Genomic DNA, 13,132 nt, shown 5'->3' with positions numbered 1-13,132 from the left:
GCGCCGAGGTGCACGAGCCGTAGGTACGGGGGGAACCCCGGCTCCGTGCGACGGCCGATGACCAGTCGGCTCACTCATTACTGCGCCCGCGCGGCCAAAAGTGTTACGCGCTGCGGAAAGAAATTCTGCGCGAGTTCGAAATCGCAGGTCAGCGGGGGTGGATGTGTCTGGGGTGGCTGGGGTGGCCGCGGCTTCAGAGCGCCAGGGACGGCTGTGAGGAGGGCGCCGACGTCGACGAGGGCGTGTTCCGGTCGTCGCCGACCGGGGTCACAGCTCCGCCCTGGCTCCGGTGGCCGTTGCCACCCTTGCCACCCTTGCCGCCGCTGCCCTTGCCACCCTTGCCGCCGCTGCCCTTGCCGCCGTTGCCCTTGCCGTGTCCGTTGCCCTTGCCGGCGTTGGCACCGTCGGAGTCGTCATCGTCGGCGTCGGCCCCGGACCGGGTCTTGGTGTCCCCGCCACCGGAGGAACCGCCGGAACCCGAGCCCCCGGAACCCGATCCGCCAGAACCCGTGCCCTTGTTCGAGCCGGTGCCCGCTCCCGTGCCCGGCGGGTTCGCGTTGCCGGGGTTGTTGACGCCGCCCGCCAGAACGTTGGCGCAGTACTTCTTCAGGTAGCCGTTGCCCTTGCCGCCCGACGCGTCCTCCAGGCTGCGTCTGCGGTCGGTGTCCAGGTTCTTGCCGTCGCGGACGTCGCGGCAGGCGGAGAACACCCGGTTCCACCACTCCTGGGAGAAGCCGTCGTCGCGGCCGGTGCCCTCGGGCTGCTCGTCCTCGGTGGTACCGCCGGAGCCCTGGCCCGCCCCGGTGTCGCCCTTGGACGCGCCCCGGGAGGGCCCGGGCGTCGGCTCGCCCTGCGCCCCGGCCCCACCGTCGCCCTTCTCCGTGGCGCTCGGCGACGGCGACAGCAGCGGACGGTCGGGGGTCTCGGTGGCGGGGACGGAGACGGAGGGTTCCGGTTCGTCCTCGTGGAACGCGCTCAGCGCACCGGTGCCGGCCGCCACGGCGACCCCGCCGAACATCCCGGCGGCCACCACCGCGGCCAGTCCGAAGTGCGCCGACCGGCCCCACCGGGCCCGGCGCCCGTTGGGCGCGGACCGCCCGAGACGGACCAGCCCGGCGTCGGCGACGGGTGCCGAGGCATGCGTACGATCGCTTGGCCCGCCCATCGGGGCCTCACCGGTCCCACCCACGGCCGCGTGGGCGGTGCGAACCGAGCGCGCCGCGCGGAAGGCGGCCAACGCGGCCTCCTCGCCGGGAAGTTCGGCGCTCGACGGGGACACCGGGGACACTTCGGCGGTCAACGCGCCGAGCACCTGGGCGAGCCGGTCGGCATGGGCGCGGGCATCGGCGTCGACGGCTTCGAGCGGTTCACCACTCAGCAGCCGCTCCGCGGCGTCGCGGCCCAGCCACCTGTACTGCTCGTCGGCCATCACACATCCTTCTGCGTCCGCGAACGCGTATGCGTCACACCCGCGGACGTGGCCGCGCGTGTACGCGGTTCTCTCGGTGGGGGTACGGCGTCGAGGGGTCCGCCGGATTCCGGATCGGCCTTCGCGGCCCCTTCCGGATTCTCCCCGATCAGTTCCGCGAGCCGCTTCAGACCCCGGTGAGCGGCCGTCCGTACGGCGCCCGCCCGCTTGCCCAGCGTCTCGGCGGCCGACTTGGCGTCGAGGCCGACCACGACACGCAGGACGACGGCCTCGGCCTGGTCCTGCGGCAGCTGGGCTATGAGCGACAGGGTGCGGTCGGTGGCCAGGGCCTCCATCGCCTCGCCCGCCGTGTCGGACTCGGCCGGCTTGCCGGTCAGCTCGGTCTCGTCGCCGCCGATCGCGGGACGGCGCCCTCGCATACGTATGTGATCCAGGGCACGGTTACGGGCGATCCGGGCGGCCCAGCCGCGGAACCGGTCGGCGTCACCGCTGAACCGCTCCAGGTCGCGGGCTATCTGCAGCCAGGCCTCGGAGGTGACGTCCTCCGCGTCCGGCTCGCCGACCAGCGTCCGTACGTACCCGAGCAGCCGTGGATGCACGGCGCGGTACACAGTCCGGAACGCGGTCTCGTCCCCGTCCTGTGCCGCAAGCACCGCGGCGGTCAGCTCCGCGTCGTCCCCCAGCACCCGCGCGCGCCCCTCTTTGCGCCTAAGCCGGCGCCGCTCTCGCGGACCGGGTTTTCGCCGTCGTGGTTTCTCAATTGATGGTTGTGGTCTCAACCTCACCGGTGGTCAGGGCGATGGCCGCCCTCCGCGATCCGGCGCGAATGGCACGTTACGGCCTGAAACCGCTGCCCGTCCACGTCCGCAGAACATGCAACTGACTCGTGATGCGGAGGGGTGTGACAGAAAACGAGGGCGCGGCGCTGTAGGTAGTACGGGCCGCCGCGCGGTCCGTGCCGCGCGACGGCCGGGGCCTCTCCTGTGGGGGGTGGCGGCCTCGGCCGTTGCCATCGGCGGAGTCGGCCGGGTGCCTTGCGAGTACGGGGGTCTCGCGAGCACGCCGGCCTTACTTCGTTCCGCCGACTTCGACAGCCCCCACTTCTTGACCTCTTCTGACCTCGGACTTCCAGGGCCTCAGTTCCTGGCCTCGGACTTGGCCACCTTGCCCGGCACGCCCGTCTCGCTCGGCACGCCCGCCGCACTCGGCTTCCCCGGCTCACCCGGCTCGCCACTTCCGCTCGGCTGACCGCTTCCGTCCGGCTGTTCGTTTCCTTCCGGCCGCCCGGCGCCGTCCGGCATCGCCGTACGCCCTGCCCCGCGCTCCTTGCCGTCGCCCGCGCTCCCCGGTTCGCTCCCGGTCCCGTCGGGCTGCCCGGCGCAGTACGCGTCGGCCTTCTTCTCGCTCGTCTGCCCGTTCTCGTACGCGCCGCAGGGGTCCTCGCCGTTCTGCCCCTTCCGGGGGTCGCCGTCGGTCCCGCGCCGCGCGTCGCGGGCGTCCGAGGCTCCGGGCAGGCCGGGATCACCGCTCGACGGCCCTGTACGGCGGTCGTGCTCCTCGTGGCCGTATCCGCGCTCGTTGCCCTGCCCGCCGCCGTTCTCGTGATGGGTGGCCGAGTCGATCGCCGCGAAGGCGACTCCGCCGAGGGTGAGGCTGGACAGCAGGACGGCCAGGGTGGTGCGGACGGAGAGCTGGACGCGGCGGCGGGGGTTCGGGCGCCAGTCGTCGCGGCGCCGGGTACGCGCGGTGCGTACCCCCTGCTCCCGGGCCGCCCGGAAGGCGGCGACGGCACGCGCCTCGCCCGCGCTGTCGACCTCGGGCCGGCCGCGTACGGCGGTGGCCAGGAGGGTGTCGACGGACCGGGTGCCGAGGGGTGGGGCGGCGGAGGAAGGGTCGCCGGATGGGAGGTCGCTCATGCCGCGCGCCCTTCGCTGTCGCCGTACTGCATCGCCGCTGCCGTTCATCTCGACTCCCCCAGCGTCTGGGGGCCCTCATCCGTCACACCCTCGGTGCGCAGCAGCTGGGCCAGTCTTTTCAGCCCCCGGTGGGTGGCGGTGCGGACCGCGCCGGGGCGTTTGCCGAGGACACGGGCCGCGGCGGGGCCGTCGAGGCCGACGACGACACGCAGCAGTACGGCCTCGGCCTGGTCGCGCGGCAGCCGGGCGATCAGGGCGAGGGCCTGCTCGGTGGAGAGGGTTTCGAGGGCCTGGTCATGGGTGCTCTGGGTGCCGGGCAGGTCCAGCAGGTCGTTCTCCAGCGCGGTGCCCCGGGGTCTGACCTTCTGACGGCGCAGATGGTCGAGGGCGCGATGCCGGGCGATGGTCGCGGTCCAGCCGCGGAAGCCGGCGCCGTCGCCCTTGAACCGCCCGAGGTCCCGCGCGATCTCCAGCCAGGCGTCCGAGGCGACGTCCTCCGCGTCGTCCCCCACGATGCCGCGCAGATAGCCCAGCAGCCCCGGCTGCACCAGCCGGTAGGCCACCGCGAACGCGGCCTCGTCCCCCTCCTGGGCCCGCGCGACCGCCGCGCCCAGTTCCCCGTCGTACGCCTGCACTCGGCGAGGTTCCCCTCCCTGGTCCTGGGGCGGCCGATACCGGCGTCGCTCCTCGGGACCCGCACCCACCGCGTCCGGGCCCACATGGTGCTCTGCGTCGGCCCTCGCGGAAGTGTCACAGCCGGCCGCCCCCACCGCGGGCGACGCCACCGGTATCGCCCCCTGCTCCCGGCTCACCCGGAGGTCATCGCATCGCGGCACAGCAGACGGAGCGAGCCGTCGCCCGCGAAGCAGCGGCGGGCCTCGTCGAGGGGGGCCCACAGGCGGCCGTCCCAGGTGCGGACCCAGTGTGTGCCGTCCGTCTCGACCCATTCACCACCGGCCCCTCGCACGACGACCTCCCCGCCGTACGCCCCGAAGCCCCGCAGCACTCCCTCCACAGCGGCGTACGGCGCCCCTTCCCGCCGTATCTCCTCGATCATGCGGTCCACCCGCCACAGGCTCTGCGCCGAGTAGTCGAGGCGCACCCGCGCGCCCTCCCGCATCATCGTCACCGCGTCCGCGGCCCACCGCACGGGCTTCGCCGCGCTCCCGACGGCGCGTGGAAATCTGACGGAACCGAAAGTCTGCTGTGCGCTCACACTCGGGAAAGCGCCCGCCCCACGGAGGACGTTTCGCGATTCCGGTACGTCCGCGACACCGGTGCAGGACCGCCACACCCCGCCTCAGGACACTCACAGGACTCGCCCAGAAACGCGGTTTACCCCCGCCGCGCCCCCCGTGCCCGCCGGGACACGACCGCCCGCAGGACGCGCCGCCCCTCCGTCGACACGTCGAGCGCCTTCCGGACCCCCGTCGCGCCGTGCGCCGCGAACAGTTCCAGTACGACGAGCTGGCGTCGCAGTTCGGAGCCGACGAGATGGGAGACGCCCTCGGTACGGCCCTCCCGGCAGGCCGTCACCGCGTCGGCGTCCCCCTTGTCCAACGGGTCGAGCAGCTGATGAATCCGCAGCGCGGCGACCGAACAGACCTCGGCCCACTCCCGCAGCCCCTCGACGGACCGCTCCTCGGGAATCGAGTCGAGCATCCGCCGGGCGAGCCCGACGACTTCGTCGCCTCCGCCGGAGTTCACGCCCGGGCCCCTGCCCGACGAGTCCCCGTCGGAGTCCCCGCCGCCGGACGAGGCGGCCCCCAACTCACCCCGTACCTTCGTCACCCGCTCCGCCCAGTCCGCCCCGTCCACCAGGCCGGCCCACAGCGGTCGCAGAACCTCGTCGTCACCCCCGAGAAGCGGCACACAGCGGTCCAAACAAGCCAGCCCGCTTGCCGCCAGACCGCGTTCGTCGGCCTGGGCGATCAGCTTCACCAGGCTCATCACGCCTCCCTCGATCTCGCCGGATCCCGCTCGGTCCCGCTCGACAGTGCGCGCCCGCTATACGGAACACACACCTCCCCTTACTGCGTGCGACGACCCGGGAGCGCCACAGGGACACGACCCCGAGCCGGTCGAGCAGCCGGAAGAGGATGTTTTCAGCCAAGGGGTCGGCGGGTCCAGGTTCTGAGGTCAGTACATCGACCAACGGCTGTTCGACGACGATCCGCCCCGCCTCCGCCGCCCAGGCGACGGCCCGCTCGGCGGCGTCACGGGGTTCGAGGAAGTAGTCCTCGACGGAGCGACCGTGCTCGTCGTCGCCGGCGCCGAGGTAACGGGCCATGGCGCGCCGCGCGAGACAGGTGGTCCAGGCCCCGCTCTCGGGCCCGGCGGCCTCGACGACCACACAGTCGCTGCCCATGACGTACCCGAACAGCGCGGGCGCCCCGGTCTCCCGCGCGAGCGTGTTCATGTTCCCCACGTTCCCGGCGTCCTCGTCCATGCCGGTCGGGTACTCCCACACCTGCCAGCCCTCGGCCGCCCGCGTCCACAGCCGTATGCCCTCAGCCCCGGCCAGCGCGTCCAGCTCCGCGAGCGGGCGCGGGCTGCGGCCCACGACGTAGTACCCCCAGTACCCCATGCTCGGAATAGACCACAGGCGTACGGGAGTTCGCGCCCGGAATCGGGCAATCCGCACGGTTGTGCGGGGGACGGACGCAGAGCGCGAGGAACGGGGCAGCGCGAAGGACGGCGCTCAGAGGGCGACGGGCTCCGGCGCACGCGGCCCGCTCCGCGCCTTGTCGTCCTGCATGCGCGTGAGCTTCAGCACGAAGAGGATGGCGAGCACGGCGGTCGGGATCTCGAAGGCGTCGGCGAACAGCACCTGCTTGACGGCCGACTGGATCTCCTCCACCGTCTCGGCCCTGCGGTAGGCGCTCGAACTGCCCTGGCTCGCCGCCCCGCCGATCAGCCACAGCGTCCACCAGGCGTTGATCAGCGCGTGCGACCGGGGCCTGCCCCACGGGCTGCTCGCGTCCCAGCTGTCGAGCGCGATCCGACGCGGGAACCAGAGGTTCACGATCGGCACGAGCCAGCCGCCGATCGCCCAGCCCCGCTTCTTGCGATGCCCGAACGGTTCGAACACCTCGGCGTTGACCCGCACCCGGTGGAACCAGATCAGGAACACGATCACGGTGGCGAGAAAGGCGACCGCCTGGACGACACCGGTCATCGCGTAGAACCGGTCGGCCCGGTCGGCGTCCCGCTCGACGGCCGCCCCGTACTCACCGTCCACCATCCTGCCCAGCACATCGAGCATCGCGACGTCCGCCCACACGGCGACCAGGTCGGTCACCGCGACCATCCCCAGCAGGATCGCCACGGCCCGCCCGAGCCCCACCGGCGACTGCAGCCAGGCCGTCGGGGCGGCGGGGGCGCCCGCGACGAACTGCGGCGCCCGCGGCAGCCCGCCCGGACCCCGGTTCACATCCGGATGAGCCTCCTCGGCCTCACAGGCCCGGCACAGCTCTCCCCCGGGTGCCGCCTCGAACCGGCGGCAGCGCGTACAGGTCATGAAGTCCCCCCATGTGGTCACACATGCCGGGAGGCCTCTCCCAAGAACTTCACTTCCGGCACACACAACAGGCGGAAGATACGGTTCCCGGCCCTCGTCCGTCCACCGGTTTCGGCTCCCCCTCCCCGCGGTCAGCTCACCTTCCCCGCCAACGCCTGGAACTCCGCCCATGTCATCCCCGGCTTCCGGGGATCCCACAGCTTCTGGGACAGCGCCCGCAGCGGCATGCGCACCCCGGCGGCCACCTGGGCCTCGGTCTGACGGTCGGCGAGGTCGCACCAGACGGCGAAGACACCGCCGAGGATCTGGTCGTCGTACTCGGCGGACACGGCGGTCGTGCCGCGCAGCACCCGGGGTGTCCACTGCTCGTAGATGCGCTGCCCGGTCGGATAGAAGAACTGGTTGGGCTCGCCGAGGACGTAGTACAGGAACTCGTCGTTGTAATTGACGACCTGCCGCCCGGCGCTCAGATACTCGACCGGCGGCCGGGCCCCGATCTCCTTGCCGGTCCAGTACGCGACCTGGATCGCGCGGTCCGCCTGGACCGTCCCGCCCCGGAAGAACCCGTCGTTCCAGGCCCGCACGGTCCGGTCGTGGCCCCGCATCACCTTGGCGCGGTCGTTCAGCCAGCCGGTGGCCAGGTCGGCGACGGTCGCGCCGGCGCCGTACTTCTGGCGCGCGGCGGCGGCCAGCTGCGGATAGGACGCCTCGGGGTTCGACACCATCAGCGCCCGGTACTCGTCGCCGCCGAGGTGCCAGTCGCGGCCGTCGAACAGCTCGGAGTACTCGTTCAGCAGTTCGTCGACGACCTCGGCGGCCTGCGGCTTCGAGATGTCGACGGCCCCGCGCGCGGCGACGCCCTGCGCGTTCACGAGCTGCAGCCCCGGGTTGCCGGCGATCACGGCCCCCAGATGCCCCGGCGAGTCGATCTCCGGTACGACCTCGATGTGCCGGCTCTCCGCGAGGGCCAGGATGTCCTTCACCTGGGCCTTGGTCAGATGCTGCTCCGACACCACCTCGGGGTGGGACGTGGACTCGATCCGGAAGCCCTGGTCGTCGGAGAAGTGCAGGCCGAGCTGGTTGTACTTGAGGTCGCCCAGCTCGCGTATGCGGTCCTCGATCCAGTCCGCCGTGAAGTGCTTGCGGGCGATGTCGAGCATGAACCCGCGCTGCGGCTTGGCCGGCTCGTCCCGTATGACGCCCTCCGGCGCCGTACCGCCGCCGCGCACCTCCTGCTTCAGGGTTCGGGTCCCGTAGAAGACGCCCGCCTCGGCGGGCGCGGCTATCCGCACCCGGCCGTTCCTCACGGTCAGCGTGTACGCCTCCGACGCGGACCGCCCCGTCCCGGTGAGCGCCAGCTCCACGTCCCCGGCCCGGGGGGCCACCTCACCCGCGTACGACAGGCCCAGCTCCTCGGCGGTCAGCCGCCCCTCGTCGGCCAGCGCCCTGTCGCCGACGACGACCCGGGCACCACCGGAGGGCCGCCACCCGGGGCCACGGGCCGCCTCGTGCTCCCGTACCGCCGGAATCGTGCGCGGCGCCTTCGACAGCGGGTACGAGCGCGTGGGCGACGGGGACGGCGAGGGCGGGCCGGCAGCGCTCACGGACGGCCGTGCCCGCGACGGCTGCGATCCGTTCGGCGCCGGCGTGTCCCCACCCGGCCAAACGGTCACGGCCACCGCGACCGCACCACCCACCAGGGCAACACCCGTCCCGAGAAGCAACCCCTTCGACACAACGGCCGTCTTCCTACGGGGAGCCCGGCGCCGACCGCGACTCACGACGCGCACCCGGCCCCGACCCTCGTCACCATCCGCAGCATCCGCCACATCTCACGCACCTCCTCCTCGAACTCCTTCGAACCTACGACGTCCACCCACCCGACCCGTCCACCACAGGTTCCGAAACTCTCCCGTTCGGGTGAATTTCGGGCATCGAACGGACAGCCCATGACCCGCCTCGATAACGTGGTGGCACATCTCGCACACCCTGCCCCGCCGCCCCCTACGCACCGCCGAGGAACCACGCTGCCTCCGCACCGTCTCCCCCGTCTTCCCGGCCAGGTCGCCCTACCGGAGCAGGCTCCCGCCCCCGGCCCCTCGGCCCTGCGGCACTTCAACGAGGCCCCCGCCGACACCCTCCAGCACACCCTCCTCACCTGCCTCCGCAGCCTCCGCTGGTCCCACCGGCTCATCGCCCACCGCCCCTACCCGGACCTCGACGCCCTACTGGCGGCATCGGACGAGGCCGCGTACGACCTGACGGCGGGCGATCTGGCCGAGGCCCTGGCCGGCGAAACCCTGCCCCCACTGCCGGAAGACACCTACGGCGTGGCCCACACAGCCCTGAACGCCGCCCACGCCGCCTACGAGGCCCGCTTCGGCCACGTCTTCGTGATCGCCATGGACGACGTCCCCCCGGCCGAACTCCTGGACCGCGCCCTGGAGGGCATCAGGTCACGATTGACGAACGACCCGGAGGAGGAGCGGATGGTGGTGGCGGAGGAGCTGAGACGCCTGGCAAGGGGCAGACTGACCCGGCTCGTGGGCAATTTCTCAGCCGCGGCTCAGCACCAGTAGGGGCGCGACCGGCCACAACGAACCCGCACCCGGCACCGAACAAGCACCCCCACCCCAGTAGCCGCCCGGTACTCACCCATACGCGCAGCTTTGAATGCCGTTTTGATCACACCGCCATACCCGGCTTAAGCCCAGCACGCACACGTCGCTACCATGGCCGGGGCCGGTGGACCGTACCCGGCCGGGTCAGACCGACACAGAAGCCGGCCGGCCCCAATCCCCGCTCCCGGAGGGTTCTTCCGTGCCGGCTGGAACGCTGTACCGCGGCCGGGAAGGAATGTGGTCCTGGGTGGCTCACCGAGTCACCGGCGTCCTCATCTTCTTCTTCCTGTTCGTACACGTGCTGGACACCGCTCTCGTCCGTGTCTCCCCCGAGGCCTACGACAAGGTCGTGGCCACGTACAAGACGCCCGTCGTCGCGCTGCTGGAGTACGGCCTCGTCGCCGCCATCCTCTTCCACGCGCTGAACGGCCTTCGGGTGATCGCCGTCGACTTCTGGTCGAACGGCCCCCGTCACCAGAAGAAGATGCTCTGGATCGTCGTCGGCGTCTGGGTCGTGCTGATGGCCGGTGCCCTGTACCCCGTCCTCGGCCACGCCGCTCGTGAAGTCTTCGGGGGATGAGGCAGATGTCCACCACTGAAACCACCGCATCCGGCATCGGCCCCGTCGAGGGCACGGGCGCGCTCTCGGGCTACAGCCCCGAGAACCCGGCCCCCCTCATCGAGCCGCCCCGCAAGCGCACCAAGAAGACCCCGAAGACGACCCGCGGCAACTTCGAGATGGCCGCCTGGCTGTTCATGCGGCTGTCCGGCATCGTCCTCGTCGTCCTGGTCATCGGCCACCTGCTCATCCAGCTCGTCCTCGACGGCGGCGTCTCCAAGATCGGTTTCGCGTTCGTCGCGGGCCGCTGGGCGTCCCCGTTCTGGCAGGTCTGGGACCTGATGATGCTGTGGCTCGCGATGCTGCACGGCGCCAACGGCCTGCGCACGGTCATCAACGACTACGCGGAGCGCGCGAACACCCGCCTGTGGCTGAAGGGCCTGCTCTACACCGCCACGGTGTTCACCATCCTGCTGGGCACGCTGGTGATCTTCACCTTCGACCCGAACATCCGCTAGGCACGGGGCTGAGGTAACCGACCATGAAGATCCACAAGTACGACACCGTCATCGTCGGCGCCGGTGGCGCCGGTATGCGCGCGGCCATCGAGTCCACGAAGCGCAGCCGTACCGCCGTGCTGACCAAGCTGTACCCCACCCGCTCCCACACGGGCGCCGCGCAGGGCGGCATGGCCGCCGCGCTGGCCAACGTGGAGGAGGACAACTGGGAGTGGCACACCTTCGACACGGTCAAGGGCGGTGACTACCTGGTCGACCAGGACGCCGCCGAGATCCTGGCGAAGGAGGCCATCGACTCCGTCCTCGACCTGGAGAAGATGGGCCTGCCGTTCAACCGCACCCCGAACGGCACGATCGACCAGCGCCGCTTCGGCGGTCACTCCCGTAACCACGGTGAGGCGCCGGTCCGCCGGTCCTGCTACGCGGCCGACCGCACCGGCCACATGATCCTCCAGACGCTGTACCAGAACTGCGTGAAGGAGGGCGTGGAGTTCTTCAACGAGTTCTACGTCCTCGACCAGCTGATCACCGAGGTCGACGGCGTCAAGAAGTCCGCCGGTGTGGTGGCGTACGAGCTGGCCACCGGTGAGATCCACGTCTTCCAGGCGAAGGCCGTGATCTACGCGTCCGGCGGCTGCGGCAAGTTCTTCAAGGTGACGTCCAACGCGCACACGCTGACCGGTGACGGCCAGGCGGCGGTCTACCGTCGCGGGCTGCCGCTGGAGGACATGGAGTTCTTCCAGTTCCACCCGACCGGCATCTGGCGCATGGGCATCCTGCTGACGGAGGGCGCCCGCGGTGAGGGCGGCATCCTCCGCAACAAGGACGGCGAGCGCTTCATGGAGAAGTACGCGCCGGTCATGAAGGACCTCGCGTCCCGTGACGTGGTCTCGCGCTCCATCTACACGGAGATCCGCGAGGGCCGGGGCTGCGGTCCCGAGGGCGACCACGTCTACCTGGACCTCACCCACCTGCCGCCGGAGCAGCTGGACGCCAAGCTCCCGGACATCACCGAGTTCGCGCGCACGTACCTCGGCATCGAGCCCTACACGGACCCGATCCCGATCCAGCCGACCGCGCACTACGCCATGGGCGGCATCCCGACCAACGTCGAGGGTGAGGTCCTGGCCGACAACACCACCGTCGTCCCGGGTCTGTACGCCGCCGGTGAGGTCGCCTGTGTCTCCGTGCACGGCGCCAACCGTCTCGGCACCAACTCGCTGCTGGACATCAACGTGTTCGGCAAGCGGGCCGGTATCGCCGCCGCCGAGTACTCCCAGAAGGCCGACTTCGTCGAGCTGCCGGAGAACCCGGAGTCGCTGGTCGTCGAGCAGATCGAGCGGCTGCGCTCCTCCACGGGCAACGAGCGCGTGGCGGACCTCCGTCGTGAGCTGCAGGAGACCATGGACGCCAACGTCATGGTGTTCCGCACCGAGCAGACGATCAAGACGGCCGTCGAGAAGATCACCGAGCTGCGCGAGCGGTACAAGAACGTGGCGATCCAGGACAAGGGCAAGCGGTTCAACACCGACCTCCTGGAGGCCATCGAGCTGGGCAACCTGCTCGACCTGGCCGAGGTCATGGCGGTCTCCGCGCTGGCCCGCAAGGAGTCCCGCGGTGGTCACTACCGCGAGGACTACCCGAACCGCGACGACGTCAACTTCATGCGTCACACCATGGCGTACCGCGAGGTCGGCGACGACGGCTCCGAGACCGTCCGCCTCGACTACAAGCCGGTCGTCCAGACCCGCTACCAGCCGATGGAGCGTAAGTACTGATGGCTACCCCTGTTCTGGACAAGGCCGAGACCCCCGACGCGTCGTCTCCGGCCTCCCCGTACATCACGGTCACGTTCCGCGTGCGCCGCTTCAACCCCGAGGTCTCGGCGGACGCCGAGTGGCAGGACTTCCAGCTGGAGATCGACCCGAAGGAGCGTGTGCTCGACGGTCTCCACAAGATCAAGTGGGATGTCGACGGCACGCTGACGTTCCGCCGCTCCTGCGCGCACGGCATCTGCGGCTCGGACGCCATGCGGATCAACGGCAGGAACCGTCTGGCCTGCAAGACGCTGATCAAGGACATCAACCCCGAGAAGCCGATCACGATCGAGCCCATAAAGGGCCTCACGGTCCTCAAGGACCTGGTCGTGGACATGGAGCCGTTCTTCCAGGCGTACCGGGACGTGATGCCCTTCCTGATCACGAAGGACACCAACGAGCCCACGCGTGAGCGGCTGCAGTCCGCCGAGGACCGCGAGCGGTTCGACGACACGACCAAGTGCATCCTGTGCGCCGCCTGCACCTCGTCGTGCCCGGTGTTCTGGAACGACGGCCAGTACTTCGGTCCGGCCGCCATCGTCAACGCCCACCGCTTCATCTTCGACTCGCGCGACGAGGCCGGTGAGCAGCGGCTGGAGATCCTCAACGACCGTGACGGCGTGTGGCGTTGCCGTACGACCTTCAACTGCACGGACGCCTGCCCTCGCGGTATCGAGGTCACCAAGGCGATCCAGGAGGTGAAGCGAGCGCTGATCACGCGCCGCTTCTGATCCGCTCGGCAGTACGCGTAC

At 70.9% G+C, this 13,132-nt stretch carries 13 protein-coding genes and 1 pseudogene; 5 read left to right on the top strand and 9 right to left on the bottom strand.

Translation table 11 applies throughout. From position 1 onward, the window contains the following. Positions 1–193 precede the first annotated feature (193 nt). From STRIP9103_RS05395 to STRIP9103_RS05355, 9 genes and pseudogenes are all read right to left on the bottom strand, one after another. A complete protein-coding gene (locus STRIP9103_RS05395) occupies positions 194–1,429 on the bottom strand; it encodes a hypothetical protein (RefSeq protein ID WP_009300158.1) in 1,236 nt (411 codons plus the stop codon). Beyond that, the gene (locus STRIP9103_RS05390) at positions 1,429–2,115 is read right to left on the bottom strand and encodes an RNA polymerase sigma factor (RefSeq protein ID WP_009300164.1); all 687 of its coding nucleotides are present in this window, start codon (positions 2,113–2,115) and stop codon (positions 1,429–1,431) included. Before STRIP9103_RS05390 ends, STRIP9103_RS05395 begins: the two co-directional genes overlap by 1 nt. Before the next feature lie 450 nt (positions 2,116–2,565). After that, entirely contained in the window at positions 2,566–3,345 is a 780-nt protein-coding gene (locus tag STRIP9103_RS50550; RefSeq protein WP_052315552.1) for an ICP22 family protein, read from the bottom strand. A gap of 44 nt (positions 3,346–3,389) precedes the next feature. After that, positions 3,390–3,980 carry an RNA polymerase sigma factor gene (locus STRIP9103_RS05380; protein ID WP_009300152.1) on the bottom strand — a complete coding sequence of 197 codons (591 nt, stop codon included), beginning with the start codon at positions 3,978–3,980 and terminating at the stop codon, positions 3,390–3,392. Between the two features lie 173 nt (positions 3,981–4,153). Beyond that, the gene (locus tag STRIP9103_RS05375; protein WP_048819743.1) at positions 4,154–4,561 is read right to left on the bottom strand and encodes a hypothetical protein; all 408 of its coding nucleotides are present in this window, start codon (positions 4,559–4,561) and stop codon (positions 4,154–4,156) included. Between the two features lie 119 nt (positions 4,562–4,680). Then, entirely contained in the window at positions 4,681–5,295 is a 615-nt protein-coding gene (locus tag STRIP9103_RS05370; RefSeq protein WP_048819742.1) for a hypothetical protein, read from the bottom strand. Between the two features lie 109 nt (positions 5,296–5,404). Beyond that, positions 5,405–5,932, bottom strand: a pseudogene (locus STRIP9103_RS05365) (hypothetical protein); the annotation flags it as partial. Positions 5,933–6,046: 114 nt separating this feature from the next. After that, positions 6,047–6,865: a DUF4328 domain-containing protein gene (locus STRIP9103_RS05360; RefSeq protein ID WP_009300169.1), complete on the bottom strand. Its 819-nt coding sequence runs from the start codon at positions 6,863–6,865 to the stop codon at positions 6,047–6,049. Positions 6,866–6,996: 131 nt separating this feature from the next. Next, positions 6,997–8,589 carry a beta-N-acetylhexosaminidase gene (locus tag STRIP9103_RS05355; RefSeq protein ID WP_048819745.1) on the bottom strand — a complete coding sequence of 531 codons (1,593 nt, stop codon included), beginning with the start codon at positions 8,587–8,589 and terminating at the stop codon, positions 6,997–6,999. A 225-nt stretch (positions 8,590–8,814) separates the two neighbouring features. Between STRIP9103_RS05355 and STRIP9103_RS05350 the strand changes: the two genes are divergently transcribed. The 5 genes from STRIP9103_RS05350 (at position 8,815) to STRIP9103_RS05330 (ending at position 13,111) form a co-directional block, all read left to right on the top strand. After that, entirely contained in the window at positions 8,815–9,444 is a 630-nt protein-coding gene (locus STRIP9103_RS05350) for a 2-oxo-4-hydroxy-4-carboxy-5-ureidoimidazoline decarboxylase (protein WP_078613807.1), read from the top strand. Positions 9,445–9,685: 241 nt separating this feature from the next. Next, complete coding sequence (gene sdhC, locus STRIP9103_RS05345; protein WP_078613806.1) at positions 9,686–10,066, top strand: succinate dehydrogenase, cytochrome b556 subunit; 381 nt, start codon at positions 9,686–9,688, stop codon at positions 10,064–10,066. Between the two features lie 5 nt (positions 10,067–10,071). Beyond that, a complete protein-coding gene (locus STRIP9103_RS05340; RefSeq protein ID WP_009300161.1) occupies positions 10,072–10,563 on the top strand; it encodes a succinate dehydrogenase hydrophobic membrane anchor subunit in 492 nt (163 codons plus the stop codon). A 23-nt stretch (positions 10,564–10,586) separates the two neighbouring features. After that, positions 10,587–12,341 (top strand): succinate dehydrogenase flavoprotein subunit, encoded by a 1,755-nt coding sequence (gene sdhA / locus STRIP9103_RS05335; RefSeq protein WP_009300172.1) that lies wholly within the window; start codon positions 10,587–10,589, stop codon positions 12,339–12,341. Continuing rightward, positions 12,341–13,111 (top strand): succinate dehydrogenase iron-sulfur subunit, encoded by a 771-nt coding sequence (locus tag STRIP9103_RS05330; RefSeq protein WP_009300163.1) that lies wholly within the window; start codon positions 12,341–12,343, stop codon positions 13,109–13,111. The genes sdhA and STRIP9103_RS05330 overlap by 1 nt, the downstream gene beginning before the upstream one ends. Positions 13,112–13,132: the final 21 nt, after the last annotated feature.

Source organism: Streptomyces ipomoeae 91-03 (assembly GCF_000317595.1).
Taxonomy (GTDB): domain Bacteria; phylum Actinomycetota; class Actinomycetes; order Streptomycetales; family Streptomycetaceae; genus Streptomyces; species Streptomyces ipomoeae.
This window is presented reverse-complemented; position numbering and strand designations above follow the sequence as displayed.

Excerpts from the sequence above, each read along its gene's own strand:
- STRIP9103_RS05395 (WP_009300158.1), bottom strand. The coding sequence starts at position 1,429 with ATGGCCGACGAGCAGTACAGGTGGCTGGGCCGCGACGCCGCGGAGCGG.
- STRIP9103_RS50550 (WP_052315552.1), bottom strand. The coding sequence starts at position 3,345 with ATGAGCGACCTCCCATCCGGCGACCCTTCCTCCGCCGCCCCACCCCTC.
- STRIP9103_RS05370 (WP_048819742.1), bottom strand. The coding sequence starts at position 5,295 with ATGAGCCTGGTGAAGCTGATCGCCCAGGCCGACGAACGCGGTCTGGCG.
- STRIP9103_RS05360 (WP_009300169.1), bottom strand. The coding sequence starts at position 6,865 with ATGACCTGTACGCGCTGCCGCCGGTTCGAGGCGGCACCCGGGGGAGAG.
- STRIP9103_RS05350 (WP_078613807.1), top strand. The coding sequence starts at position 8,815 with ATGACCCGCCTCGATAACGTGGTGGCACATCTCGCACACCCTGCCCCG.
- STRIP9103_RS05340 (WP_009300161.1), top strand. The coding sequence starts at position 10,072 with ATGTCCACCACTGAAACCACCGCATCCGGCATCGGCCCCGTCGAGGGC.
- sdhA (WP_009300172.1), top strand. The coding sequence starts at position 10,587 with ATGAAGATCCACAAGTACGACACCGTCATCGTCGGCGCCGGTGGCGCC.
- STRIP9103_RS05330 (WP_009300163.1), top strand. The coding sequence starts at position 12,341 with ATGGCTACCCCTGTTCTGGACAAGGCCGAGACCCCCGACGCGTCGTCT.